This window comes from Dactylosporangium sp. NPDC005572 (genome assembly GCF_040605515.1).
Lineage (GTDB): Bacteria > Actinomycetota > Actinomycetes > Mycobacteriales > Micromonosporaceae > Dactylosporangium.
Genome location: NZ_JBEXCY010000073.1, coordinates 24,117 through 50,245, shown reverse-complemented (window position 1 = coordinate 50,245; position 26,129 = coordinate 24,117). Strand labels below are relative to the sequence as shown.

Annotated in this window: 22 protein-coding genes; 15 read left to right on the top strand and 7 right to left on the bottom strand. The window is 73.2% G+C overall.

Annotated features, from left to right (window positions below; genetic code table 11):
* Positions 1–99 precede the first annotated feature (99 nt).
* Complete coding sequence (locus ABZS66_RS30170) at positions 100–1,200, bottom strand: hypothetical protein (protein WP_354763504.1); 1,101 nt, start codon at positions 1,198–1,200, stop codon at positions 100–102.
* Positions 1,201–1,676: 476 nt separating this feature from the next.
* On the opposite strand from ABZS66_RS30170, the gene ABZS66_RS30165 reads away from it, so the two are divergent.
* Both ABZS66_RS30165 and ABZS66_RS30160 read left to right on the top strand, forming a co-directional pair.
* Complete coding sequence (locus tag ABZS66_RS30165) at positions 1,677–4,376, top strand: tetratricopeptide repeat protein (RefSeq protein ID WP_354763502.1); 2,700 nt, start codon at positions 1,677–1,679, stop codon at positions 4,374–4,376.
* Positions 4,377–4,623: 247 nt separating this feature from the next.
* A complete protein-coding gene (locus tag ABZS66_RS30160; RefSeq protein ID WP_354763500.1) occupies positions 4,624–5,277 on the top strand; it encodes a class I SAM-dependent methyltransferase in 654 nt (217 codons plus the stop codon).
* Here ABZS66_RS30160 and ABZS66_RS30155 read toward each other — a convergent pair.
* Positions 5,266–6,594 (bottom strand): alpha/beta hydrolase, encoded by a 1,329-nt coding sequence (locus ABZS66_RS30155; RefSeq protein WP_354763498.1) that lies wholly within the window; start codon positions 6,592–6,594, stop codon positions 5,266–5,268. The two genes, ABZS66_RS30160 and ABZS66_RS30155, sit on opposite strands and share 12 nt — an antisense overlap.
* 107 nt (positions 6,595–6,701) lie before the next feature.
* Between ABZS66_RS30155 and ABZS66_RS30150 the strand changes: the two genes are divergently transcribed.
* The 6 genes from ABZS66_RS30150 to ABZS66_RS30125 are packed head-to-tail and all read left to right on the top strand — an operon-like array spanning position 6,702 to position 15,152.
* Positions 6,702–7,832: a histidine kinase gene (locus ABZS66_RS30150; RefSeq protein ID WP_354763496.1), complete on the top strand. Its 1,131-nt coding sequence runs from the start codon at positions 6,702–6,704 to the stop codon at positions 7,830–7,832.
* A gap of 26 nt (positions 7,833–7,858) precedes the next feature.
* Positions 7,859–8,497, top strand: coding sequence for a response regulator transcription factor (locus ABZS66_RS30145; protein ID WP_354763494.1), 639 nt, complete (start codon positions 7,859–7,861; stop codon positions 8,495–8,497).
* An 18-nt stretch (positions 8,498–8,515) separates the two neighbouring features.
* The gene (locus ABZS66_RS30140; protein WP_354763492.1) at positions 8,516–11,797 is read left to right on the top strand and encodes an NB-ARC domain-containing protein; all 3,282 of its coding nucleotides are present in this window, start codon (positions 8,516–8,518) and stop codon (positions 11,795–11,797) included.
* Positions 11,798–11,853: 56 nt separating this feature from the next.
* The gene (locus ABZS66_RS30135; protein WP_354763490.1) at positions 11,854–13,110 is read left to right on the top strand and encodes a hypothetical protein; all 1,257 of its coding nucleotides are present in this window, start codon (positions 11,854–11,856) and stop codon (positions 13,108–13,110) included.
* On the top strand, positions 13,107–13,889 hold the full coding sequence (locus ABZS66_RS30130; protein WP_354763488.1) for a hypothetical protein: 783 nt from the start codon (positions 13,107–13,109) through the stop codon (positions 13,887–13,889). The genes ABZS66_RS30135 and ABZS66_RS30130 overlap by 4 nt, the downstream gene beginning before the upstream one ends.
* Positions 13,890–13,946: 57 nt before the next feature.
* The gene (locus ABZS66_RS30125; protein WP_354763486.1) at positions 13,947–15,152 is read left to right on the top strand and encodes an Ig-like domain-containing protein; all 1,206 of its coding nucleotides are present in this window, start codon (positions 13,947–13,949) and stop codon (positions 15,150–15,152) included.
* On the opposite strand, the gene ABZS66_RS30120 is transcribed toward ABZS66_RS30125, so the two are convergent.
* Positions 15,106–15,915 carry an alpha/beta hydrolase gene (locus ABZS66_RS30120; RefSeq protein ID WP_354763484.1) on the bottom strand — a complete coding sequence of 270 codons (810 nt, stop codon included), beginning with the start codon at positions 15,913–15,915 and terminating at the stop codon, positions 15,106–15,108. The genes ABZS66_RS30125 and ABZS66_RS30120 overlap by 47 nt on opposite strands.
* 808 nt (positions 15,916–16,723) lie before the next feature.
* Between ABZS66_RS30120 and ABZS66_RS30115 the strand changes: the two genes are divergently transcribed.
* Complete coding sequence (locus ABZS66_RS30115) at positions 16,724–17,047, top strand: MarR family transcriptional regulator (RefSeq protein WP_354763482.1); 324 nt, start codon at positions 16,724–16,726, stop codon at positions 17,045–17,047.
* 3 nt (positions 17,048–17,050) lie between these two features.
* Here ABZS66_RS30115 and ABZS66_RS30110 read toward each other — a convergent pair whose 3' ends face one another.
* Positions 17,051–17,905 (bottom strand): LLM class flavin-dependent oxidoreductase, encoded by an 855-nt coding sequence (locus tag ABZS66_RS30110; protein WP_354763480.1) that lies wholly within the window; start codon positions 17,903–17,905, stop codon positions 17,051–17,053.
* 10 nt (positions 17,906–17,915) lie between these two features.
* A complete protein-coding gene (locus ABZS66_RS30105) occupies positions 17,916–18,539 on the bottom strand; it encodes a CPBP family intramembrane glutamic endopeptidase (protein ID WP_354763478.1) in 624 nt (207 codons plus the stop codon).
* 52 nt (positions 18,540–18,591) lie between these two features.
* Between ABZS66_RS30105 and ABZS66_RS30100 the strand changes: the two genes are divergently transcribed.
* Genes ABZS66_RS30100 through ABZS66_RS30085 form a run of 4 tightly spaced genes read left to right on the top strand, consistent with a single transcriptional unit; the run spans position 18,592 to position 23,116 of the window.
* The gene (locus ABZS66_RS30100) at positions 18,592–19,734 is read left to right on the top strand and encodes an endonuclease/exonuclease/phosphatase family protein (RefSeq protein ID WP_354763476.1); all 1,143 of its coding nucleotides are present in this window, start codon (positions 18,592–18,594) and stop codon (positions 19,732–19,734) included.
* 34 nt (positions 19,735–19,768) lie between these two features.
* Positions 19,769–20,734 carry a hypothetical protein gene (locus tag ABZS66_RS30095; RefSeq protein ID WP_354763474.1) on the top strand — a complete coding sequence of 322 codons (966 nt, stop codon included), beginning with the start codon at positions 19,769–19,771 and terminating at the stop codon, positions 20,732–20,734.
* Entirely contained in the window at positions 20,721–21,203 is a 483-nt protein-coding gene (locus ABZS66_RS30090; protein ID WP_354763472.1) for a hypothetical protein, read from the top strand. Before ABZS66_RS30095 ends, ABZS66_RS30090 begins: the two co-directional genes overlap by 14 nt.
* Entirely contained in the window at positions 21,200–23,116 is a 1,917-nt protein-coding gene (locus tag ABZS66_RS30085; RefSeq protein ID WP_354763470.1) for a DNA recombination protein RecN, read from the top strand. The genes ABZS66_RS30090 and ABZS66_RS30085 overlap by 4 nt, the downstream gene beginning before the upstream one ends.
* A 4-nt stretch (positions 23,117–23,120) precedes the next feature.
* Here the strand turns inward: ABZS66_RS30085 and ABZS66_RS30080 are convergent, their stop codons facing one another.
* Positions 23,121–23,459, bottom strand: coding sequence for a DUF1330 domain-containing protein (locus ABZS66_RS30080; protein WP_354763468.1), 339 nt, complete (start codon positions 23,457–23,459; stop codon positions 23,121–23,123).
* Positions 23,460–23,469: 10 nt separating this feature from the next.
* Complete coding sequence (locus tag ABZS66_RS30075) at positions 23,470–24,057, bottom strand: TetR/AcrR family transcriptional regulator (RefSeq protein ID WP_354763466.1); 588 nt, start codon at positions 24,055–24,057, stop codon at positions 23,470–23,472.
* Positions 24,058–24,156: 99 nt separating this feature from the next.
* Here ABZS66_RS30075 and ABZS66_RS30070 point away from each other — a divergent pair, with 99 nt between their 5' ends.
* Together ABZS66_RS30070 and ABZS66_RS30065 are read left to right on the top strand one after the other, a co-directional pair.
* Positions 24,157–24,858 (top strand): SDR family oxidoreductase, encoded by a 702-nt coding sequence (locus tag ABZS66_RS30070; RefSeq protein ID WP_354763464.1) that lies wholly within the window; start codon positions 24,157–24,159, stop codon positions 24,856–24,858.
* Positions 24,859–24,881: 23 nt separating this feature from the next.
* On the top strand, positions 24,882–25,808 hold the full coding sequence (locus tag ABZS66_RS30065; RefSeq protein WP_354763462.1) for a glutathione S-transferase C-terminal domain-containing protein: 927 nt from the start codon (positions 24,882–24,884) through the stop codon (positions 25,806–25,808).
* The last annotated feature ends 321 nt before the right edge of the window (positions 25,809–26,129 follow it).

Sequence of the window (26,129 nt, the reverse complement as noted above, 5' to 3'; positions counted from 1 at the left end):
CCGTGGCCGGACGTGAGCGACGACGACAACCTGGCCGACGGGGAGATCGATCACGCGCGCGGAGCACGTGCGCCGCCGGCTGGCCCGGCTGTCGCTGGCCTAACACTCCACCGGGTCCGGGCCGCGGTGGCGGCCGGGCTCGTCGAGGGCGAGCAGGCGGTACATCGTGCGCCGGAGCAGGCGGTGCGCCTGCCCGGGCCGCGACGACAGCGCCGCCACCACCGACGCCTGGTCGGGCCGGTCGGCGGCGGCCAGCTGCGGCAGCACCGGCCGGGCCGGGTCGAGCCGGTCGAGCCGTCCGGACACCGACCCGGCCGCGGCGATCGCGTTCCGTCCGGTCGGGTGCCGGAGTGTCGGGACGCCGATCGCGGCGGCGTAGGCGGTCACCGAGCCGTGGTCACCGAGTACCCGGTCCGCGGCTAGCAGCGGGATCCGCCAGTCGTCGGCCGGGTCGGCCAGCAGCAGCCCGGCGGCCCGGCAGTCGCGCAGCCAGGCCCGCACCTGGCGGTGGCCGTGCGCCGTCCACACCGCCGGGTGGAGGAGGGCGGCGACGCGGTACCCGGCCGGCGCGGCCTCCGTCATGAGCCGCGGCAGGAGGTCCGGCGCCGCACCGAAGAGCCCGTCGGGGCCCCATGTCGAGCTGACCAGCAGCAGGCGCTCGTCCGCGGCGAGGCCGAGCGCGTCACGGTAACGCTGCCGCCCCGGGATGCTCGCGAGCAGCCGGTCGAGGCATGGGTCGCCCACGACCACGGTTGTCGGCAGGGCCTCGGGACACTGCCGGCGCAGCACCTCCCGCTCCGACTCGTGGGCGAGGGCCAGCGCCGACGCCACTAGTTCGCCGTCGCGGACGAGCCGGGCCGCGTCCAGCCCGTACACCTCCGGGCGCGCCGCGGAGTTGCCGCGCCCCGCCGGCCGGGTCCGTTTGCCGCGCCCGGCGCCGTGCGCCATCACCAGCAGCGGCGCGTGCAGCTCCGGCAGGCCGCCCCAGGCAGCGGCGACCGCCAGGTCGAACCGCTCCCGCCGGACCTGGGCCCAGGGCAGGATCAGCGCGCCGAGCCCCGCCAGCCGCTCGGCCACGCCGCGGCGGAACGCGTCCGGCGCGACCGTGTAAACCGTCTGCACCCGGGGGTCGGTCTCGACGCACCCCGCGACGTCGAGCAGCCGGTGGCAGCTCGCCATCGTGTGCACGACCATCAGCACCGTGCGTCTGCACGGTCGGCTCCGCCATCTGTCGGCGTCGATTTCCATAGGCGTCGGCAGCCACTCGCACATGTTCACGTGCTCGCCTCCTCGGTCCGGAAACGTGGACGAGCCGAGCGTGCGGGCCGCCGGTTGACGAGCCGTTGCCGGTTGCATTGCCGGTAACTTGCGCACCCGCTGGAATGCGATTTGTCGGATCACGAACATCGACGCTTTTCTTCTCCCGGAATTGCGTCGCGGGAGCACACTGGAGCCGGGGAGAGGGGACTCCAAGAGGGGGGCGAATGCGCTTCGTCATCCTGGGCCCGACCGCGCTGCACACGGCAGACGGGCCAATTCCGCTGGGCACCGCGAAACAGCGGGGAATGCTCGCACTGCTGCTGTGTCACGCGGGCGGTCCGGTAAGCGTCGATGCAATTGTCGAGCATCTGTGGGACCGCGGCGAACCGGATGAGTATCGCGGCAGCCTGTACTCCATGGCGAGCCGGTTGCGGGCGGTCCTCACCCGAGTGGAGATGCCGCGCGCACTGGTGCGTCTGCCCGGCCAGCATGGGTACCGCCTCGACGTCGACCGTGAGCTCGTCGACCTGCACCGCTTCCGCCGGCTCGTGCGCTCGTCACGGGCGGCGGCCGGTCGGCGCGACCACGCGGCGGCCGTCGAGCTGCTGGAGGAGGCGCTCGATCTCTGGCACGACGAGCCGCTGACCGACCTGCACACGGCTCGCTCGGAGCAGCTGCGTCTACAGGTGCGCGACGAACTGCTCGACGCGCAGAGAGCGCTGGCCGGGAGCCAGCTCAGTACCGGCCGGCACCTGGCCGCCCTCGCGCTGCTGGAGCCGCTGGTGCGGGCGAACGAGCTCGACGAGGTCCTCGCCCGGCACTGGGTGACGGCGCTCGCGGCCGCCGGCCAGCACGACGACGCGCACGCGTTCCTGGCCACGTTCCGGCGCCGCTTCCGCCAGCAGATGCGGGTGGAGACGTCGGTCGGCCTGCCGCCCGCGACCTCGCCTGCGCCGTTCGCGGGCGCGGGCCCGCGGCAGCTGCCGACTGACGTCGGCGACTTCGTCGGCCACGCCGGGTTGCTGGCCGAGCTGGACGCGCTGACCGGCGGCTCGGGCGGCGCGAACGTCGTGGCGATCAGCGGCATGCCGGGCATCGGCAAGACCACGCTCGCGGTCCACTGGGCGCATCGGCGCCGCGACCAGTACCCGGACGGCCACCTCTACCTCGATGCCAATGCCTACGGTGCCGCGCCGCCGGTCGATCCGGGCGAGGCCCTCGGCCGGTTCCTGCGCGCCCTCGATGTGCCGCCCGACCGCATCCCGCCCGGCGTCGAGCAGCGCCGCGACCGGCTCAACCGGCTGCTCAACGGACGCCGGGTGCTGATCATCCTCGACAACGTCCGCAACTCCGACCACGTGCTGCCGCTGCTGACGACCTCGAGCACCTGCCTCACCGTGATCACCAGCCGCGACCGGCTGACCGGCCTGACGGTCCGCCACGGTGTGCGGACCGTCACGGTGCCGCCGCTGCCGGACGCCAACTGCGTCACGCTGTTCGGGCGGATGGTCGGCGCCGGTCGGGCCGGTGCGGAGGCTCCGGCAGTCCGGGCACTTGCCCGGCTGTCGGGCGGGCTGCCGCTCGCGGTCCGCATCATCGGCGAGCACGTCGCCGCGCGGCCGTACGTGCCGATCGCCGACCTCGTCGGGGACCTCGCCGGGCAGCTGCTCGACCTCGACGGCGACGAGGAGGCGAGCCTGCCGGTCGTGTTCGCCTGGTCGTACGACGCGCTCCGGCCGGGCCTCGCCCGGCTGTTCCGGCTGCTCGGCCTCCATCCCGGCCGCACCGTCTCGACCGAGGCGGCAGCCGCACTACTGGGTGAGCCCGTGCCGCAGGCGCAGCGGCTGCTGGACGGGCTGACCCGTACGCACCTCATCGGGCAGGAGGGCGTGCGGCGGTACCGCTTCCACGACCTCGTCCGCCGGTTCGCCCACGACCGGGCGGTCCGCGACGTGCCGCCCCCGGAGCGCGAGGCGGCGCTCGACCGGCTGCTCGACTGGGCCCTGCTCACGGCGGCGAACGCGGCCGCGTGCCTGGAGCCGGCGGCGCCGCCGGTGCCCGACCTGCCTGCGCCGACGTCCTTGGTGCCGGTTACCTTTGCCGCCGACGCGGCTGCGCTCGCCTGGTGCGAGGCGGAGCGGGAGAACCTCATGGCGTTGACCCGGTGGGCCGCCGACCACGGCCGCCACCGCCGGGCCTGGCAGCTCCCCGGTGTGCTGTACGAGATCCTGGACCGCAGCGGCCGCCCCGCCGATGTCCTGGACATGCTGACGATCGCGGTGGCGGCGGCCGAGCGTGACGGCCATGCCATCGGCCGCATCGGCTCGATGTCGAACCACGGCGCCGCGCGGTTCGCCTTGCACGACCACCGCCAAGCCCTGGACAGCTTTGCCGCCGCGCTACAGCTCGCCCGTTCGGTCGACGACCCGGACACGGTCGCCTACATGCTGCACAACATGGCGGCCGTCCACCTCCACCTCGGCGAGGTCGGCACGGCAACGACCCTCCTGGGTCAGGTGCTCGGCATGGCCCGCGGCCGCGCCGACCGGGTCACCGAGGCGGCCGCCCTGCAGCGGCTCGGCGATGCCCACCGCGCGACCGGCCGCTACGACCAGGCCGCCGACCACTACCGCCAGGCACTTGAGCTGCGGGAGCGGCTGGGCTCACCGCGCGGCCAGGCGATCACCCACTGTGCGCTGGCGACGCTGCACCTGGCGACGGCTCAGCACGAGACGGCGCTGCGGCACTGCCGACTGGCCCTCGACCTGCACGAGCGCGCCCCCGACGAGGCCGCGCGCTGCGACACCCTGAGCACCGCCGCCGACGCCGAGCTCCTGCTGGGCCGCCATCGAGACGCCGAACGCACCGCCCGGGCGGCGCTGGCGCTCGGCGAGGCGATCGATGACCCGGCACGTCGCGTGCGGGCCCTCGCGATCCTTGCCGACGTGTTGGCAGAATCGGGCCGTTCAGCGGCGGCGGAGGCGGCCCGCGCCGAGGCGCGCGAGCTAATGGAGGACCTGGACGAGCCCGAGCTACGACCGTTGCGTGAGCGCGTGAATGATTTAACTCACCTAACTCACCAAAGCATTCACCAAAGCGGAGCGATACCGCCCTGAGAGCGGACCGATATGACCTTGAGATGGGTATTTCCGGTAAACCGGCGGGTCGTTGGCCTACCTTTCTTTCATGTGTCTCATCACGGTTGCGACGCAGGCGTCGCTCGCGTCGCCCGCGTGGATCAAGCTACTGATATTGACTGGAGTAGCCCTGCTCTGATCTATGTGTTTGCTCGGGGAGCCGTGGCGGCTCGAGGGTCATCCCGAACCGCCACGGCTTTCTTGTGTCCGCAGAGAGAAATGTAGCATGGGGGCCAGAAGGCCACAAGGTCGCGCGCCGGACGGCTGCCCGGTCGACTTCTATGCGTTGTTGCCGCCCGCCGGCGAGCCGGAGATCGTGCACGCGGCGATCCCGGCCCGGGCGAGCGTGCTGGAGCTGGGCTGCGGCACGGGTCGCATCCTGCGCCCGCTGGCCGCGCTCGGCCATCCGGTGACGGGCGTGGACGAGTCGCCGGAGATGCTCGCCCACGCCGCGGACCTGGACACGGTGTGCGCCCGGATTCAGCACCTGGACCTGGCCCGCCGGTTCGACGCCGTCCTGCTGGCGAGCCACCTGGTCAACACCCCGTCACCGGCCGACCGCTCGGCGCTGCTGGCCGCGGCCCGCCGCCACGGGACCCGCCTGCTCGTGCAATGGCACCCGCCGGCCTGGTTCGACACGGTGGAGCCCTTCGACACGACGCGCGCCGGGATCCGGTACCGCCTGCACTCCATCCGCCGCGACGGCCCCCTGCTGACCGCGACGATGGACTACACGACCGGCGAGGGCACGTGGCACCACACCTTCACCGCGCGCCGCCTGACCGAGCCGGAGCTCCGATCGTCCGTGCGGGAGGCCGGCTTCGTCACCGCCGGCTGGCTGACCCCCGACCGCACCTGGCTCGCCGCGTCAGCTGCCTGAGACGGACGCCATGAAGGTCACGAAGTGGTCCGGCTGTTCGAACATCGCCCGGTGGCCGGCGCCCTCGAACGTCTCCAGGTGCTTCTCCGGGGCCTCCAACGTCGCGTACCACTCGTCGAAGAGGACCGCCAGGCCGCGCATCTCGTTGGTGCCCTGGACGAAGTAGGCCGGGACCGCCAGCGATCGCACCTCGCGGCGCAGGTCCACGTCCTGGATCTGGGCGTAGTACGCCGCCCACGTGTCGAGCACCGCGTTCAGTGTGTGGGCCTGCTGGAGCAGCGTGTACTCGGGGACATCGATGACGAACTCGGTCGACTGGCCGTACACCGCATTCTCGTTGAGCATGATCGGCTCATAGGCGTAGACGTCCTTCCATGGCGGCGGGCCCTGGTCGGTCAGCCGGCGCTCCAGCGCGGTGCGGCCCGTCGTGCGGGCCCAGGACAGCACGTCCGCGTAGAAGAGCTTGTCGCTCGCCTCCACGTCGACCGCCTGGCCCGCGCCGATGTACGACCGGTAGCGCTCGGGGTGGCGGTGGACGGTCAGGGCGCCGATCAGCGAGCCGCCCGAGTGCCCCAGCAGGAAGATCTTCTCCTGGTGGAACCGGGTGCGGAGGTAGTCCGTCACGGCCACCGTGTCCGCGATCGCGTCGTCCATGGTCACCGTCCCGTCCAGCGCGGCGTAGGACGCGCCGGCGCCGCGGCGGTCCAGGGTGGCGACCACGAAGTGGTCCTCCAGCGCGGACAGGTGCCGACGCATCGCGCCGAGCTCCGAGCCGCCCGGCGCGCCCGGGAGGAACAGCAGGACCGGGCGGGCCGGGTCCACGCCGCGGATCATCACGTTGAGGCCATGGATCGTGGTCAGCTCCGCGACGCCACCGGGCCGTGGCGCGGTGCGGGCCGGTATCGCGACCAGCGCGGTGAGCACGACCAGCGCGGCCGTCGCCACACCGGTGACGACGCGCTTCCACCGACGGCCCACGCCCCGGCCGTACACGATGAAGAGCAGCATCGGGAAGACGGACAGCAGCCCGTGCACGCCCCGGCCCGCCAGCAACGCCACGAACCCGAACGCGCTCGCGTGGGGCGCGTCCACCGACGGGCCGCGAACGTGGATGCGAGCCAGTTCGAGGGCGATCAGGAACGCGGCCGGGGCGGCGAGCAGCGTCCAGCGGGAGCGCCACAGCCGGCCCGCGGCCAGGCCGACGGCGGCGCTGAGAGCGATCGATGTCAGGGCCTCGGCGGTCGTCAATGGCCCCCGCGGCATCCACAGCGCCGTCGTGACACCCCAGGCCGCGGCCAGAACGAGGACGTAGGTCATGGCGGGGATCGTGCCGCCCGGCGCCGGCGCGCCACATCCGCCCGAGGACGCCGGGCCTCCATCTTTGGTAGGTCCTCAGCCGACGGGGCGCCACGTAGGCTGCGGCCATGCTGTTCGGACTGCTCGTGCCCCCGGGGTCGGCCGCCCGGGACCGGGTGGCCGACGGGCTGGCGATCGGCGCGGCCCTGCTGTACGGCGCGTTCATGGTGCTCATCGGCGACGCCACATCCCCGGGCGCGGCCGTTCCGTGGCCGGTCGACGTGGGCATCGGGACCGCGTGCGCGGCGGCGCTCGTCGCCCGGCGGCGGCACCCGGTCGCGGTGGTCCTGGCGCTGCTGCCGTTCGGCGCGGTGTCGGTCACGGCGACCGGACCGATCCTGGTCGCGCTGCTGACCGTCACGATCCGGCGGCCCGCGCGGGTGCCGCTGCTCCTCGCGGCGGGCCACGTGGCAACGTCCGTGGTCTATTTCCTGTTGCAGCACGAGCCGCCGTTCCCGCTCTGGGTCGACCTCGTCATGCGGGCCGCGACCGCCGCGGGCGCCATCGGCTGGGGTCTCTTTCTCGGCGCGCTGCGCGAGCGCACCACGCGGCTGGAGGCGGAGCAGCAGCTGCGGGTCGAGCAGGCGCGGCTGACCGAGCGGGCCCGGATCGCCCGCGAGATGCACGACGTGCTCGGCCACAAGATCTCGCTGCTGTGCCTGCACGCGGGGGCACTGGAGGTGCGGTCCGACGCCCGGCCGGAGGAGATCGCGATCGCCGCCGCGACCATCCGGACCAGCGCGCACGAGGCGCTCGAGGAGCTGCGGACGGTGATCCGGGTGCTGCGCGACGCGCCCGCCGGGCCGGAGCCGCCGCAGCCGGGCCTGCCCGACCTGCCGCGGCTGGTCGACAGCGCCCGGGCGCACGGGATGACGGTGGGCTACGAGTGCCGGGTGCCGCTCGACGGGCCGGCGGCGGTGCTCGGGCGGACCGCCTACCGGGTGGTCCAGGAGGGGCTGACGAACGCCGGGAAGCACGCGCCGGGCGCGCCGGTGTCGGTCCTCGTCGACGGGGCCGCAGGCGGGGAGCTGCGGGTGGAGGTCAGCAATCCGTGTGCGGCATTGGATTCGGCCGTACCGTCAGGCGGCGTCGGGCTGGTCGGCATCCGTGAGCGGCTGCTGCTGGCGGGCGGGCGCGTGCAGTACGGGATGACGGGTGAGAGCTTCCAGCTCGAGGCCTGGCTGCCGTGGCCGGCATGACCGGTCCGGAGCGAAGCGGAGGGCGCATGATCCGGCTGGCGATCGTGGACGACGATCCGCTGGTGCGCACCGGGCTGCGGATCATGGTCGGCGGCTCGCCGGACATCGACGTCGTCGCCGAGGCCGGCGACGGGGCCGAGGCGGTGACCATGGTCGACGCGCACTGGCCCGACGTGGTGCTGATGGACATCCGCATGCCCGGCGTCGACGGCCTGACCGCGACCCGCCGCCTCCGGTCCCGCGCCCGCCCGCCACACGTGATCGTGCTGACGACGTTCCACGCCGACGAGTACGTGCTGGAGGCGCTGCGCGGCGGCGCCAGCGGCTTCCTGCTCAAGGACACGCCGCCCCGCGAGATCATCGCCGCCGTGCGGACCGTCGCCGCCGGCGCCGCCACGCTGTCGCCCGCGGTGGTCCGCCAGCTCGTCGACCACGCCCCCGGACCGCGCCGCGACGCCGCCCGCGCCCGCCTGGCGCTGCTGACCGACCGCGAGCGCGAGGTGGCCCTGGGCGTCGGCCGCGGCTGGTCGAACGCGGAGATCGCCGAGGCCCTCGGCATGGGCGTGCCCACGGTGAAGAGCCACGTGTCCCGCCTGCTCACCAAGCTCGACCTGAACAACCGGGTCCAGGTGGCGCTCCTGGCCCACGACGCCGACCTGCTCTGACTGGTACGGTCGGCGTCGATGCCGGTGCCGTACCTCACGGAGCTGTTCCTGCCGCGGCCTGCCGTCGAGCAGCCGGCGCTGGCGGCCCTGCTCCGCCCCGCCGCTGACGGCGGCCGCCGGATCGTGGCGTTGACCGGCATGAGCGGCGCCGGCAAGACGCTGTCCGCGCAGTACATCGCCGGCCGCCCCGAGATCGAGGAGCACTTCCCGGACGGCGTCCACTGGCTCGACGCCCGCCGCACCCCGGCCGCCGGGGCCTGGCAGCGCGACCTCCTGACCCGCCTGGGCGTGTCGATCCCGGACGGCGCCGACCTGACGGACCTCCTCCGCCACCGCCTCAGCCGCCTCCGCTGCCTGGTCGTGCTCGACAACCTGGTGTCGACCGACCACGACGACGCGTTCACGGTGACCGGCCCGGACAGCGCCCTGCTGGTGACCACCACCGACCGCTCGCTGCTGCCGCACCGCACGCAACGCTTCCCGTTGGACCACTTCGACCCGGCGGCCTCGCTGGCGCTGCTGCGGCGGTACTCCGGCAGCGAGGCCGAGTCCCCTGCCGCCGAGCGGGTGCTGGCCCACTGCGGCGGACTCCCGCTGGCGCTGGCGATCTGCGGGGCGATGGTCGCCGACGGGCACCCCTGGAACGACGTCGCCGCCCTGCTCGACGAGGCCGACCTCGACCTGCTCCGCCAGCGGTTCGCCGGCTACCCGCAGCCGACCCTGCTCGCCGCGCTCGCCGCCGGGGTGCGGGTGCTCGACGAGCAGGAGCGAGATGCCTACCTGTCGCTCGCCGTCTTCGCCGGCCAGGGCCTGGTTCCGGAGGCGGCGGCGCTGCGGATGTGGTCGGCCCTGGGACTGCGCGGCAACCAGGCCAGCACGATGCTGCTCCGGCTGGCGGCGCGGTCGCTGCTGATCCGCGGCGCCGACGGGACGTTCACCCTGCACGAGCTGCTGTACCGCTATCTCGAGGCCGAGGCCGGCGCAGGTCTGCCGGCCCTGCACGGACGCCTGGCCGACCGGTATCTCGCCGGCTGGGGCGGCCTCGCGCCGGGCCTGCCCGGCGTCGACGAGACCGACGAGTACGGCGTGACCCGTCTCGCGTACCACCTGGAGCGCGCCGGCCGCGCCGACGACCTGCACGCGCTCCTGGCGATCGAGACGCCGGACGGTCCGGCGTTCACCCGCAACCGCTGGTTCGCGATCCACGACCGCAACGGCTGGACCGACCACTACGTCGCGACCCTCGACCGGGCCCGGCGCGGCGCCGTGGGCCGCCCGCTGGAGCTGCGGTACGCGCTGATGCAGGCCTCCCTGGTCAGCTTCGCCGGGTGCGTGCCGGCCCCGCTGGTCGCCGCGCTCGTCCGCGTGGGCATCTGGTCGTTCGCGCAGGCCTGGACGTACGCGGGCATGATCACCGGTCCGCGGGACCGCACACGGGTCCTGGCCGCCGTCGCACGCCTGACGGAACCGGGCAGCGACGAGCGGCGGCGGTTCGTCGCCGGGGCGGCCGACGCGGCGCCGGAGGTGTCCGACGAGGCCGACCGGGCCTGGGTGTACGCGTCACTGGTCCCGCTGGCCGCCGACGCGGCCGGGATGGCCACGCTCGCCCTGAACGCCGCCGCCGACGACACCAAGCACGCGCTGTGGATTTTGGCCCGGCTGGCCGGCCACGTCCCGGACCTCGTGCGCGACCGGCTGCTCGCCGAGCTGGACCGGGAGGACTGGCTGACCGTGGACCTGCACCCGGTTGCCGTCGCGGCCCGGCACCTGCCTGAGCTGCGGGCACCGCTGCGGGCCCGGATCCGCGAGGTTTCCCAGGCCGATTCCCGGCTGTACCTCGAGGCGCTGGCCGACCCGGACCCGGACCGGTTCGACGCCGTGCTGGCCGGTCGCGGCGCAGGATCGCTGCGCACCGCCGCGGTCGCGGTCCTGCTCGCCGCGCGGCCCACCGCGGAGCGGGTGGCGGCGGTCGCCGCCGTCGACGACGCCGGCCTGGCCGGGGTCGCGTTGCCCTACCTGGACGACTCGGCACGGGACGCACTGTTCGCCCGGTGCGCGGGGCGGAAGCTCGACGAGCTCGCGCCGTACCTGCCGCACCGGCTCCTCGCCGCCGAGGTCGACCGGGCGTGCGCCCTGACACCGGGGTCGAGGCAGGCCGACGTGCTGGACCGTCTCGCCCCACATCTGCCGCCGGACCTGGTGCGCCACGCACTGGAGTCGCTGGTGCGCCTGGACACGCCGGAGCAGCGGGCCGCCGCGCTCGTCCGGCTCGCGCCGCTGCTGCCCGAGGCGCGGCACCATCACGTGGTGGCGGCATTGCGGGCGGTGACCCGGCCGGACGTACGCGCGGGCCTGATCGTCTCCCTGGTCCGGCACGTGCCGGCGGCCCTGCGGGCGGAGCTGTGCGACCTCGTACCGCCGGACGCCGAGCCACTGCGCCGGGTCATGGCGCTGAGCAGCCTCGCGACGCATGCGTCCGGTGCGCGGCGGCGGGACCTGACGCGGGCGGCGGCGGAGGCACACCGGCAGGTCGACCTGGGCCATCCCGAGCTGCGCCGCCTGACCGACGGCATCGACACCGACCCGCTGGCGCTGTGGTCGGCCGTGCTGCTGCAGCTCCGGCTCGACGACTGGAGGGGCCCGTCCTCGCGGGGCGACCTCGCGGCGCTCGCGGCGCACGTGCCGGCCGCGACGGTCGAGACCGCGGTGCGGCTGGCGCACGAGATCGACGACGGCTGCCGCCGGTCGCACGCCTTCGCCGCGCTCGTGCTGTGCACCTCCGGCCCCGCGGCGGCGACCCTGCTCCGCCACGCGGTCGAGGCCGCCTGCGGCCCGCACGGTCACGGCGACCACACCGACTGCAATATCACCGCGGCGCTGGCCCGCGCCGCCGCGCGGGTCCCGCTCCCGGACCGGCTGCCGGTGGCGATCGAGCCGGCCCCCGACACCGCGATCGACTGGAACCGGCGCGGGCGCCAGGACGCCTGCCTGGCCGTCTACACGACCGACCGGCAGGACGAGCCGGCCCCCGCCCCGCGGACCCGGCCGCGGCCCGCGCTCGACGCCGCCGTGCCGCGGGGCCGTCCGGCGGTGCTCGAGGCGGTCGTCGCGGCGGCCGACGAGGAGACCGCGCCGCACCTGCTCGACGACCTGCTGGCGGTCGAGCGGTGGTGGCCCGGCGGCCCCAGCACGGACGACGACGGCCCGCTCTTCTTCAACGCCTTCGGCGAGGGCCTCGCCGAGGCGTTGCACCGCATCCTCCGGTTCCCGGAGGATCGGGAGCAGTGGCTTTCCGGCTGAGATGTATCACCGGCGCTCCGCCCCGATCCGTCCTTGCGACGAGAGGGAGGCGAGGCATGGGGACGGGCCTGGTGGGCGTCATCGTCGTACTGGCGGTGGCCGGGGCGATCGTCGCGGTCGCGGTGCGGCGGCGGCGGGGCGGCAAGGAGCCGGTGGCGCCGGAGGTGCCGGTGCCGACGGTCGAGGTGGTGGCGCTCGGGATCAGCGGGGCCGGGAAGACCGTGTTCCTGGCCGGGCTGTTCCACGAGCTGCACGTGCCGATCGACGACCGGCCGTACTTCCTGCGGACCGAGGCCGCCGACCGGGTCCGGCTCAGCGGCGTGCTGCGGCAGGTCAGCGACGCCCGGCAGCCGTGGCCGGCCGGGACCGCCGTGGCGCAGACCCGCAAGTACACCTTCGACTGCATGGCCCGCGCGATGGACGAATGGGTGCCCGTGCTGCGGGTCCGCTACCTCGACTACGCGGGCGAGGTCCTGGAGGAGGCGCTGGGGGACGACGGGGCCGCGCTGCGCGAGCTGGAGTCCGAAGTGGACCGGGCCGACGCCGTGCTCGGGATGCTCGACGGGCGGCAGATTCTGCGGTACCTCGTCGGCGATCCCGGCGGGACGGCCTACCTCGTCGCCGCGATCCAGCCGATGATCGGCATGATGGTCGCGGGCCGCAGCCCGATCTACCTCGTGCTGACGAAGTGGGACATCGTGCGCGGCTTCGGGGAGCCGGCCGACGCCGACGACAACGCGCGGCTGGAGCTCGTGCGGCATGCGCTGTTCGCGCTGCCGCAGCTGCAGGGCCTCGTCGATGTCCGCAACATCGTGCGGCTGATTCCCGTGAGCGCCGTCGGGCCGGACTTCGCCCGGTTCGACCCCGAGAGCGGCCGGATCGACAAGCGGCAGGACGGGCGGTTCCGGCCGCAGCACGTCGAGGTGCCGCTCGCCGCCGTCGTGCCCGACCTGCTGAAGCGGTTCCAGCAGGCGTTCGACCGGGACGCCGGCGCGAGCGTGAACAGCCAGCTGCGGCGGGTCATGCGGCTCTCGCCGGGGGAGTGGGGCGGCGCCGTCGCCGAGGTGCTCACGAAGCCGGCGAGCGCGGCGCTCGGCGCGGTGATCGGGCGGCCGTTCAGCACCGAGCTGGTGACGTTCGCCATGGAGTGGCTGAGCAAGCCGTACCGCGACAAGGGTGAGCAGGTCGCCGCGTTCCGCACCGAGGCGCAGCGGCGGCTGGCGGCGGTGGCCGACGCTCGTGCCGTCGTCGTCGAGCACTTCCAGAAGACGATGTACGTCTTCGAGGCCAAGCTCCCGGCGTCGCGGCTGTGAGCGCCAGGGTGCAGGGCTGGCCGTTCGCGGTCGCCCGGACGGCCACCAGCGGCTACCGGCTGCTGCTCGTGCCGCCGCCGCTGCAGGACCCGGCCCAGCGGGCGCTCGTCCAGCGCTCGGTCGCGCCCGGCGACGACACGGCCGGCCGCCCGGCGCGGCGTACCGTGGGGGAACTGACGTTGGTCTATCGCACGCACCACCTCCCGGGCGTCGACGAGCACGGCCGGCCACTGGTCATGGTCTATGGCTTCGCCTGCCCGGGCCGGGTCGCCGAGGTGGCGGACGAGGACCTGCGGCGCTCGTTGGTCATGGCCCAGGAGTCGTACCGCCGGTCGCGCGCGACGATTGCGTCCGCGTTCCCGCTCGCGTCGGCGGTGGAGCCCGTTGCCCGGCCCCGGCGGCCTCTTGTCGGGCTGGTCGTGCCGGTGGTCGTCCTGCTGGTGGTCGCCGCGGTCGTCGGGGCGTGGGCCGTGCTGCGGCCCGGCTCGTCCGAGGCGTGGCGGGCGCATCTGACCGGCGATTACGCCGAGCGCGATGTCACGGTCACGATCCGTGGCGGGAACTCGGCCTCGGTCGACGATGGCCGCGGATGCGACTACGGTGTGGCCGAGGTCGTCACGGGAGACGGGACGACGACGGTCCGGGTCACGTCGACGGATGTCGGCGGGTGCCTGCCGGCCGGGCGCCTGGAGTTGGTGCGGGACGCGCAGGGTGCGCGGATCCAGTGGTACGGCTCAGGCGAAAGGTCGGTGATGAGCGGCACAGCGACGCGGGCGTGATCGTGCAACCCGCCGGTCGCGGCGGTTCGTCTTCTCGGGGGGAAGGGAAGGTTGCACATGTTCACTCGGCGTAAAGTGCTGGTCACCGGTGTGGGGGCCGCGGCAGGCGCCGTGCTCGCCGCCTGCTCCGACAGCGGGGCGAAGGGGACGAGCACCTGGTCCTCCGGCAAGCCCGCCGCCGCGGCGAAGGTCACGGTGACGCCCGCCGCCGACAGCGCGGACGTCTCTCCAGGCGCGCCGGTGACGGTCGCGATCGAGAACGGCACGCTGGAGTCGGTGACGGTCGCCGGCGGCGGCAAGCAGCTCGACGGGAAGCTGGCCGACGACAAGCATCAGTGGGCGTCCAGCGGCAGCCTCGCCTACAACCAGACGTACACGGTGACCGTCACCGGCACCGACGCGGCCGGCGCCGCGGTGAACCAGACCAGCACCTTCACCACGTTGAAGCCGGCGAGCACCGCGCAGGTCACGTTCCAGGCCAACCCGATGCTCGCGCTCAAGAACGGCAACACGTATGGCGTGGGGCAGCCCGTCATCGTGTACTTCAACAAGGCCGTGAAGAACCAGGACGCCGCCGAGCAGGCGATGACCGTGACCGCCGAGCCGGCCGTCGAGGGCAAGTGGCACTGGGTCAGCAGCCAGAGCGCCCACTGGCGGCCCGAGAAGTACTGGACTCCCGGCACGAAGGTCACGGTCAGCGTCAAGCTGCTCGGCGTCGACCTGGGCGGCGGCGTCTTCGGCAACGCCAACTCCACCGCGAACTTCTCCATCGGCCCGTCCCGGATCGCCATCGCCGACTCGAACACGCACCAGATGGAGTGCTACATCGACGGCCAGATGGTCCGCCGGATCCCGATCAGCATGGGCAAGGGCGGCAGCACGACCGGCAACAAGGGCGAGACGATCGACTTCTACACCCGCTCCGGCGTGCACGTGCTCATGACCAAGGAGCCGCTGGTCACGATGAGCTCGGAGACGTTCGGGATCACCGACAAGAACAACCCGAACTACTACGTCGAGAAGATCAAGCTGGCCTGCCGGATCTCGCTGTCCGGCGAGTACGTTCACATGGCGGACTGGAACATCCCGTCCCAGGGCAAGGCCAACACGTCGCACGGCTGCGTCAACGTCGGCCCGGCCAACGCGCAGTGGTTCTACGACACCTTCGACGTCGGCGACGTCGTCGAGGTGCGCAACACGCCGAAGAACCTGACGCTCACGGACGGCCTGGGGGACTGGAACGTGCCGTGGGCGCAGTGGTGAGCACCGTCATCAGCTGATCCGCGAAGGCCTTCGGCCGCAGGACGTGGCCCGAATGCCCGCCGGGGAACCGGACCACCTCCTTACCCAGCCGCCGCGCGAGCGCCTCGACGGGCGCCGCGTGGAGCGCGCCGCCTGAGCGCTCGCCGGCGGCGGGCACGACCTGCGGCGGCTCGTGCAGGAGCGGCTCGAGGTACAGGCGGAACCGTCGCGCGGCCGGCGCGTCGTGCGTGAGGAAGAAGGCGAGGTTGGCGGCCCGCTCGGGCCGCGGCGCCGGCAGCACGACGTCGTCCTCGCGGTCGGCGGGGTCGAACCTGGTCATGGCGAGGAACTGCCGCATCGCCGCCGGTACCCCCTCGCTCCCGAACGCCTCCTCGACCGCCTGCTGCCGCGCGACGAACTCGGCCGGGTCGTCGAGCACCTGGCTGAGCGGCGGCTCGTGCGCCACGACGGTCTGGACGAGCCCGGGGTAGCGCGCGGCGAGGTCGAGCGCGATGAGCGCGCCGATGCTGATGCCGAGGACGTCGACGGGCCCGCTGGCCTGCTTGGCGAGCAGCAGCGCGAGGTCGTCGGTGTGCGTCTCGATGGTGACGGGCCCGTCGCCGACGGGGCTGCGCGAGAGCCCGCGCCGGTCGTACGTGAGCACCCGGAACCCGCCGCGGGCAACGACCGCCTCGACAAGCCCACTGGCCCCGTCGGCGTCGCCGTCGCCCCCTTGAACGATGACGAGCATCCGCTCGCCGCTTCCTGCGATTGAGCTGTACATGCCGCCGACGCTAATACATCACTTCTGATACATCAAGCCTGATGCATCAGAAGTGATGTATCAGACGTGATGTATCAGACGTGATGCACCCACGCCGGGACGGCACGGTAAGCACACTCCACCCGCCGTGGTTGGGCTCGGCTCATGATCATGGGAAGCATATGGCTGTCCTGGCAGCCAGATTGTTCCCATGATCATGGAACGGGCCGCGCTACCTCGCGCCGCGGGGCACGGACGATCCCCCGGGGTGACGGCGTGCGGCGCGCCGTCGCCGCCGAGCGGTCAACGTGCCCGCGTGCCCGCGTGCCCGCCCGCGCGGCGTGCTGTCGGCGTCGCGCGGCCCGCTGGCCTGCCTGCCGGTCGTGCGGTGCGTTGTCGGGGTCGCCCGGCCTGCCGGCCGCCTGCGTGCGGTGCGGCTGCCGCCTGCTCGCCGTGCGGCGTGCTGCGGGCGTCGTGCGGCTCACCTTCCGCCTGCCTGTCGCGTGGCTGATGCCTGCCCGGCCGTGTGGGGTGCTGTCGGCGTTGTGTGGCCCCCCCAACCCGCCGGCCGCCAACCCGCCGGCCCGCCGGCCCGCCAACCCGCCGGTCCGGCTGTCTGCTGGGCGGGCGTTGCCTGTGCCGTCCGCCGTGTGGTCTGGGGCCGGCGGTGCATCGGTTTTGATGTATCAGGGGTGATGTATCAGAACTGTTGTATCGTGGCGGCGTGAATGGGTTGGAGTTGCTTGTCCTGGGGCGGACGCTGATGAAGATCGGTGGGTCCGCCTTGCCGATGGCTGGTGGGCCCTCGTTGCCGGCCAGCGTGCGGTCCGTGCTCGTGGACATCGCTCAGCATCCCGACAGCTCCATCAGCGAGATTACCGGCCGCACCGGGTTTCCGCAGAGCCACGTCTCGGCCTCCATCGCCCGGCTCATCGAGTCGGGGGACGTCGTGAGCGACGCTGACCCCGGTGACCGGCGGCGGACCCGCGTCAAAGTTAACCCTAAGGCCGCCGGCGCGCTGCTCGTCATCACCGACACGCCCGTCGACGATGCCATCGCGGACGCGCTGCCCGACACCTCCGCGCTGCCCGAGGTGCTCGCCGCGCTCGACACCCTCTCGCGTCACCTCAACCCGAGCCACCAGCAGCGCTGAGGACTACTGCAGGACCGCGTCGGCCAGGGCGTCCACCTCGGACAGTTGCGGGATCGTCGGGAAGAACACCAGCTCGGTGATGCCGGCGTCAGCGTAGGCGCGCACCGTCGCGGCCGCGGCGGACGGGCTGGTGATGACGCTGTCGGCGACGCGGTCGGCGTACTCGCCTAGGAAGCCGTAGTAGCGGCGCAGCGCCGCCGCGGAGGCAGCGGCGTCGGCGAAGCCGTAGTAGCACAGGGCGGCCAGGCGGGGCTCGCCGTCGCGGCCGCCCTCGCGCCACGCCTGCTGGATCCGCGGCACCGCCTGGGCCGCCGCCTCGGGGCCGCCGCCGCCCATCGTCCAGCCGTCCGCCCACCGGACCGTGCGGGCGAGCGCGCGCTCGCCCGAGCCGCCCATCAGGATCGGCACGCGGCCGTGCAGCGGGCGCGGGCCGACCGCGAACGAGCCGCCCGCGACCGGCTCGCCGGCCCAGGCGCGGTGCAGCAGCTCGAGCGTCTCGTCCATGAGCACCCCGCGGCGCTTGAACGGGCGGTCCACCGCCGCGAAGTCATCCGGCCGGCCGCCCACGCCCAGGCCCAGGGTGAGCCGGCCGCCGGACAGCGCGTCCACGCTCGCCGTCACCTTCGCCAGGTGCACCGGGAGGTACAGCGGAGTCAGCAGAATGTCGGTGAACAGGCGGATGCGGGTCGTGGCGGCCGCCGCGGCGGCCAGCGCCGTGAGGCTGTCGTAGTTCGGGTAGACGATGCGGTCGATCGTCCCGAGGGAGGAGAAGCTGCGCTCCTCGGCCCGGCGCGCCCAGGCGACGAGGTCCGGGCCGGCGATGTCCAGCGTGGTCGGAAGGCCGATGCCGATGTCCATGAGGCCGACATTACGACCCGAATTGCGTGCCGTGGTAGAAATACCGCCCTAGCCCCACGGTGAAGATGAGCAGGCCGTAGAGCGCGTGCTCGACGCAGACCACGAACAGCGACCGGGTCTGCTGGTAGCGCCGGGCGAACAGCCAGCCCCCGACGAGGGTGAGGGCGACGGCGAGGACGTTGCCGAAGAGGATGTGCGCGAAGCCGAACGCGACCGCGCTCGCGCCTGCCCCGACGGTGGGGGATCTGAACAGCGGCGCGTACCGGTGCAGCAGGAAGGCGCGGAACAGCAGCTCCTGCGGGTACACCGAAACCACCGGATAGGCGATCACGATCAGCACCCAGAGGCCGGGGTTGTGCCGGGGCAGGTCGAAGAGGTGCTCACGGTCGAACGCCCAGACCGCCGCCACGGCGACGACGGCGGCCACGGCCCACAGCCCGAGGATCGACGGCAGTGCCGGGCGCAGCGCCGAGGCCCGCCACAGGTTGCGCCGGTCGAAGCCGGACGTCCGGCGGAAGTAGAACGCGACGACGACCGTCAGCACGAGCAGCACGGGGATCGGGCCGCCGGGAATGTCCACGACGGCGAACAGCCCGACGAGAACGAAGAAGATGATGATGAACTCGGCAGCCATCCGGGGGACGGTGCCACCCGCAGGTAACGTCGGCACCCTACTCTCGTAGCCGATGCGCATCGCGAGCTACAACGTCGAGAACCTCTTCAACCGGGCGAAGATCTTCGACCAGCGGACGTGGGCCCTCGGCCGGCCGGTGCTCGAGGCGTTCCAGCGGATCGGTGACCTGCTCGAAGAGCCGGTGTACACGCCGGAGATCCAGCACGACATCCTGCGCGAGCTGGCCCGGCTCGGGCTGCGTAACGGCGACACGGCGAAGTTCGCGCGGCTGCGGCAGAACCGCGGGCGCCTCGTCGTGCGCCGCCGCGACGGCCGGGTCGAGGTGGTCGCCGGCGGGCGCGACGACTGGATCGGCTGGGTCGAGCTCACCACGGACCGGGTCGAGGAGCTGTCGTTGGTGAACACCGCCCGGGTCATCCTCGACACGCGGGCCGACATCCTCGCGGTCATCGAGGCGGAGAGCCGCCTCGCGCTGCGGCGCTTCGCCGAGGGCGGGCTACGCGGCCTGTACGAGCACATCATGGTCGTCGACGGCAACGACGAACGGGGCATCGACGTCGGCGTCATGTCCACCGTGGACTTCCCGCTGACCGGCCAGCGCACCCACGTCGACGACGTCGACGAGCGGGGGCGGGTGTTCAGCCGGGATTGCCCGGAGTACCACTTCAGCACCCCGGCCGGCGAAGACCTCGTGGTGCTCGTGAACCACCTCAAGAGCAAGGGCTACGGCGGCAAGGCCGCCTCCGACGCCACCCGGAGGCGGCAGGCCGCCCGGGTCGCCGAGATCTACCGGCAGCAGCGCACCCCGCTGGTCGCCGTGGTCGGCGACCTCAACGACACCCCGGAGAGCGAGCCGCTCGCGCCGCTGCTGCGCGACACCGACCTGCGGGACATCTCGACGCACCCGGCGTTCGAGGACGGCGGGCGGCCCGGCACGTACGGCTCCTGCACCGCCCGCAACAAGCTCGACTACGTGCTGCTGTCGCCGCGGCTGTTCGCGGCCGCGACCGGCGGCGGCATCCTGCGCAAGGGCGTGTGGGGCGGCCGGCGCGGCGTACTGTGGCCCATCTATGACACGATGACGAAGCCCGTGCATGCGGGCTCGGACCACGCGGCCATCTACGCCGACATCGAACTCACCCGGTTGAGCGACCAACAAACGGTGAAAACCGCCCGAACATCGGGCACAGAGTAGCGGATCAATCTCGACGCGTGACAATCTTGGTCGAATGACGGCGACCACGGCGGCGACGAGTCTCGCCTCCGGCGAGCCTCCGATCAACTTTGCCGCACACCAGCTGCGCACCGGCAACATCGCCGGTGCGCGGGACGACTTCGAGCAGATGCTGGCGATGCTGCTCGCGGCGGTGTACCCCGGCGCCCGCGCGATCACCGCCAACCCCGGCGACTGGGGCATCGACATCCTGCTCGGCGAGCTGTCCGGCCTCGTCGTCGTGTGGCAGTCGAAGTACTTCTGGCCGACCGTCACGAAGAGCCACCACGGCCAGATCCGGGAGTCGTTCGACTCCGCGGTCGCCGCCGCCGCGCGCAACGGCTACCGGCTCAGCCAGTGGATCCTCTGCGTCCCGGCGAGCATGGACGCGCCCACCGCCCAGTGGTGGGACAACTGGCGGGCCCGCCGGCAGCGCGAGACCGGGGTCGCCATCGAGCTGTGGCACGAGAACGTGCTGCGCAACCTGCTGGTCAAGCCCGACTGCGCGCACGTGCGCCGGCACTTCTACGACCCGTACGTGCCGTCCCAGACCCAGCGGGTCCCGCTGCGGCAGCTGTCCGACGAGGACGTCACGAGCCTCGACGACGCGCTGTTCGTGCGGCAGCTGCGGGCGGCCGGGCACGCCGAGTTCGGCGCGGCCAAGCGCGAGTACTTCAACGCCGAGCTGATGGCCCGCGAGATCCTCGACAAGCGCCTGCCCGAGGAGGTCGCGGCTCTGCACGAGGCCGACGGCGTGGTCCACGGCATCTGGGAGGCGCGGTTCAACGCGCTGCTCAACACCGACCCGCGCCTGCCGGGCCTGCACGCCGGGGTGATGACGGAGATCCGCGAGTCCGGCGCGTTCCCGGAGCGGCTGCGGGCCGGGCCGGTGCACCGCTGCGGCCTCATGCACCGGGTGGTGGAGGACCGGCGGGCCGGCTGGGTCCGGCACTGGCGGGAGGTGGCGAGTGAACCCCGATGACGTCTCGGTCTTCCGGCAGGCCCGGCTGCTCCTGCTGCTGGCCACGGCCGCCGAGCCGGTCGACGCCGAGCGGCTCGGCGTCTACGACTTCCTGGCCGCCCACCCGCTGCTGCTGGCCCGGGCCGACACCGACCCCGACCGCACCGCGCTGCGCCTCGCCGGGTTCGACGACCGGGCGGCCGCCTACGCCAGCCCGGCCCAGCGCTGGGTCACCGCCCAGCAGCACCTGGCCCGCGACCTCACCGAGCTCGTCGCCCGCGGCCTGGTGCGGGCGGCGGCCACCGGCCGGGTGACCTACCACCTCACTCCGGAGGGCGCGACCATGGCTGCCGAATTCACGGCGATGTATGCTCAGTCATACATCACAGCGGCGCGCGTCGTCATCCGTCGCCTTCGGCGGGTGAGCGGACGTAAGCTTCGTGAGGGCCTGCGACAGTGGCTCCTTCCAGCCCTGAAGGATCTGACATGATCGGTTTGCGGGCACACGGCATCCGGCTCAGGCGGCTGCGCCTCCACGGTGGCGACCGGACCTACGACGTCGACTTCCGCGCATCCGACGACTCGCCCCGCCCGCTGTCGGTGCTCGCCGGCGCGTTCAGCACCGGCAAGACCACGATCCTGGAGTTCGTCGACTACTGCCTCGGCGCGAGCGATCACCCCCGCCACCCGGAGATCATGCCGAAGGTGAAGGCGGCGACGCTGGAGGTCGAGCTGTCCGGCTCGCCGTACCTCATCGAGCGCACCGTCGGCGAGCCGTCGATGTTCGCCTACGTGCGCGCCGGCCGCCTCGACGAGCCGGGCGCCACCCCGCCGGTGCGCCGCCCGTTACGGCCCGCCGGCAGCCCGGAGAGCCTGTCGAGCATGCTGCTGTCGCACTGCAAGCTCCAGGGCGTGCGGCTCTCCCAGGAGACCGAGGACCCGCTGAGCTTCCGCGACCTCATGTGGCTGTGCTTCCTGCCCAACGAGCGCCTCGACGACAAGGACCTGCTGTTCGAGAGCGTGCCGATGAAGCACCTCAAGCTGCGCCAGGTCGTCGACGTCGTCTTCGACGTGCACGACGACCACTCGGTGGAGCTCGGCCGGCGCATCCGCACCCTGGAGGCCGAGCTGGGCGCGGCCCGCACCGCGTACCGCGCGGCCGAGCAGCTCGTCGACGAGCAGCGCGTCGGCAGCCGGGCCGACCTCGAGGCCCTGCACCACGGCGCCAAGGACGAGCTCGCCGAGTGTGCCCAGGCCCTCGCGGCGCTCGACACCCGGGCCCGGGCCGACACCCGCTTCGCCGGGGAGCTGCGCGAGCGGCACCACGCCGCCGCCGCGGAGGCCCGCGCCGCCGCGTCGACGCTGCGCGACCGCGAGACGCAGCTGCAGCGCATGACGACCCTGCGCGGCACGTACGCCGACGACGTCAGCAAGTGGACCATGCTCGCCGAGGCTGAGCGGCTCTTCGAGCCGATGCGGGTGACCGCCTGCCCGTCGTGCCTGGCCCCGCTCGCGGGCGGCGAGTCGCACTGCCCGGCCTGCCGGCTGCCGATCACCGGCGGCGGCGCCGTCGACGTCTCCGGCGAGCTGCGCTCGGCCCGCACCCGCCTCGGCGAGCTGACCCGGTACCTGGAGGAGCTGGAGGCCGAGCTGCCCGGCCTGCGGGCCGAGGCCGAGCGGGCGCAGGAGGCCGAGGCCCGCGCCGTGGCCGAGGTCGACGCGATGACGGCCCACGCCGTCACGCCGTACCTCGCCCAGCGCGACGCCCTCGCCCGCCGCCGCGAGGAGGCCGCCGCGACACTGCAGCGCGCGGTCAGCGGACTGCGCCTGGTGCAGAGCCTGGAGCGGCGCGCCACCGGCATCCTCCAGCAGATGGACCAGGTCTCCGCGCACCGCGAGGAGCTCGCCGCGGCCGGAGGACAGGCCCGCCGCGCCTCCCGGTCCGCGGTGGTCCGTCGCGTCGGTCAGCGGTACCGCGAGATCCTCGAGGCCTGGAAGTACCCCAAGCTCGCCGACGCCTACCTGGCCGAGGACCTGACGCCGTACATGCGCGGCGAGCCCTACACCGCCGCGTCCTCCGGCGGCCGCACGCTGATCGCGCTCGCCTGGCAGCTCGCCCTCTTCGAGATCGCCTGGGAGTCCCGCTCGTCGCACCCGGGGTTCCTCCTGCTGGACAGCCCGCAGAAGAATCTCGGCGAGGTCGCCGGCGACCTCGCCGACCGCCAGACGATCGAGCGCATCTACCGCCACCTGGAGGACTGGCTCGCCGGCCGCGGCGTCGGCGCCCAGATCGTCGTGGCCGACAACGCCCCGCCACCGGCCGCCGCGGCCGACGTCATCGTCCGGTTCACCCGCCGCCCCGACCAGCCGCCCTACGGCCTCATCGACGACGAAACAACCTGAGGCGTCAGTGTTCCGCGCGGATGGCGGCCGCCATCTTCGCCGCGTCGTGGCCCTCGCGCACGCCGTCGAAGAGGATCGCCGACCCGGCGATGTGGTCGGTGCGCAGGTGCAGGATCTCCTGGTACGCCGGCGAGTCGTACCACGCCCGCGCCGCGTCCAGGTCGGGGAACGCGATGATCACGACGGTCCCGGGCCACTCGCCCTCGCGGACCTCGACCTGCGGCCCGTGGACGATGAACGCCCCGCCGAACGGCGCGAGGGTCGCCCCGATCCGCTCCAGGTAGGTGAGCACGTCGTCGTGCATGGTCGGCGTGTGCAGGTGCGCGAGTGCGTATGCGGTCATGCCCCGATCGTCACCGGGCCGCGGGCATGGTGTCGATGACCTCTGCGGTAATGGCGGCGTCGAGCAGGGCCGTGGCGGTGCGCACGGCCAGGCCGTCCAGCGGCGCGGCCCGCATCACGGCGCGCACCGCGCAGCCGTCGAAGACCACCGTCAGCTGGGCCGCCAGGATTGCCGGGTCGGGGGCGTCGAGCTGCCGCGCGAGGCGCTCGAAGTACGACTCGAGCAGACGCTTGAAGTGCAGGGCCACGGTGCTGGCGCGGTGGCTCGGGTCATGGAGCTCGACGCTCGTGTTCACGAACGGGCAGCCGTGGAAGCCGGGGTGGCCGGCGTCCTCCTCCAGCCGCGCGAACACGTGCAGGATCCGCTCGCGCGGGGTGAGGCCGGCGTCGTCCGGCGGGAAGTAGCCTTCGACGGTCCGCGGGCCGTTGGTGCGCAGCGCCTCGGCGACCAGGTCCGACTTCGTCTCGAACAGCTGGTACATCGTGCGCTTCGACACGCCGGCGGTCTGGCACAGCTTCTCGACGCCGACCGCCCCGATGCCCTCGGAGTAAAAGAGCTCGGCGGCGGTAGAGAGGAGCCGTTCGCGCGGAGAAGCCACGTCATGAGACTAGCGCGACACTGGACGATCGGAAACTGATCGGTTTACAGTCGGTGTCACTGGAAACCGATCGGTTTCCGCCGACAGGGAGGGTTCGCGATGAGGATTCAGGACTCGGTGGTACTGGTGACGGGCGGCAACCGGGGGCTCGGCAAGGCCTTCGTGGAGGCGGCGGTGCAGCGCGGGGCCCGCAAGGTGTACGCCGGGGCGCGCGACCCGGGCAGCGTCACCACCCCCGGCGCCGTGCCGCTGGCGCTCGACGTGACCGACCCCGACTCGATCGCCCGCGCCGCCGCGCAGGCGGGTGACGTGACGTTCCTGGTCAACAACGCCGGCATCTCGATGCGGGCGAGCCTGCTGACCGGCAGTCTCGACGACGTGCGCCAGGAGTTCGAGACCAACTTCTTCGGTCCGCTCGCCGTCACCCGCGCGTTCGCGCCGATCATCGTCGCCAACGGCGGCGGGCATGTCCTCGACGTGCACTCGGTGCTGTCGTGGATCAGCCAGGGTACCTCGTACAGCGCCAACAAGGCCGCGCTGTGGCAGGCCACCAACGGGTTCCGGCTGGAGCTCGCACCGCAGGGAGTGGGCGTCACCGGGCTGCACGTCGGCTACGTCGACACCGACATGGCGGCGGACATCGAGGGCCCGAAGGTGGCCGCGGCCGACGTCGTGCGGCAGGCGTACGACGGGGTCGAGGCCGGCGCCTTCGAGGTCCTGGCGGACGACATCAGCCGCCGGGTCAAGCAGGGCCTGTCGGCGGCGCCGGAGGCGCTCTACCCCCAGCTGGTGTCGGCCTGACCGTTCCGGGGCACGATGGGCACATGGGTGCCTATCGGTCAGCGGGCGAATACAAGCGCGACTCGCGGTACATCACCACGCGGATCACCGCCGACGGGCGCGACGGCTATCCGGTCGAGCCCGGGCGGTACCGCCTGGTGGTGTCGCGGGCCTGCCCGTGGGCGAGCCGCGCGCTCATCGTCCGCGGCCTGCTGGGCCTCTCCGACGTGCTGTCGATGGGCGTCTGCGGCCCGACCCACGACGCGCGGAGCTGGACGTTCGAACTGGACCCGGGCGGCCGCGACCCGGTCCTGGGCATCGAACGCCTCCAGGACGCGTACTTCGCCCGCTACCCCGGCTACGAGCGCGGCATCACGGTCCCCGCGATCGTGGACGTGCCGACGGGCCAGGTGGTCACGAACGACTACGCGCAGATCACCCTCGACCTGTCGACGGAGTGGACCAGCTACCACCGCGAGGGCGCACCACAGCTCTACCCGCCGGACCTCCGGGAGGAGATCGACGCGGTGAACGAGGTCGTGTACCGCGACGTGAACAACGGCGTCTACCGCTGCGGCTTCGCGGGCAGCCAGGCGGCCTACGAGGCGGCGTACGCCCGCCTGTTCGCCCGCCTGGACTGGCTGTCGGACCGCCTGTCCACCCAGCGCTACCTGGTGGGCGCCCGGATCACGGAGGCCGACATCCGCCTGTTCACCACGCTGGTCCGCTTCGACGCGGTGTACCACGGCCACTTCAAGTGCAACGCCCGCAAGCTGACCGAGATGCCGATCCTGTGGGCGTACGCCAGGGACCTGTTCCAAACCCCGGGCTTCGGCGACACGGTGAACTTCGACCACATCAAGCGCCACTACTACGTGGTCCACCGCGACATCAACCCGTCAGGCATAGTCCCGGTCGGCCCGGACCTGTCCGGCTGGCACCTCCCACACGACCGCGACACCCTCGCCTGACAGATCCCACAGCCGCCGCCGGGGAAGGGGCACCGGACGGCCCGCGATCGGCGCGCGGGCGCGGGTGGCGGGGCGGCGTGTCTGGCGGCGGTGCTCGGGCCGGCGGCTGCCGGTGCGCGGCTGGCGTGCGGAGCCGCGGTGCGTTGGCGGTGTGCGGGGGCGGCGGCGCGCGGGCGGTGTGCGGAGCCGCGGTGAGCGGGGGCTGCGGTGCGTGGGCGGCGGCTGACGGTGCGCGGACTGCGGTGTGGGCGGCAACTGGCGGCGCGCGCCTGGCGTGCGGAGCCGCGGTGCACGGGCGGTGAGCGGGGGCTGCGGTGCGTG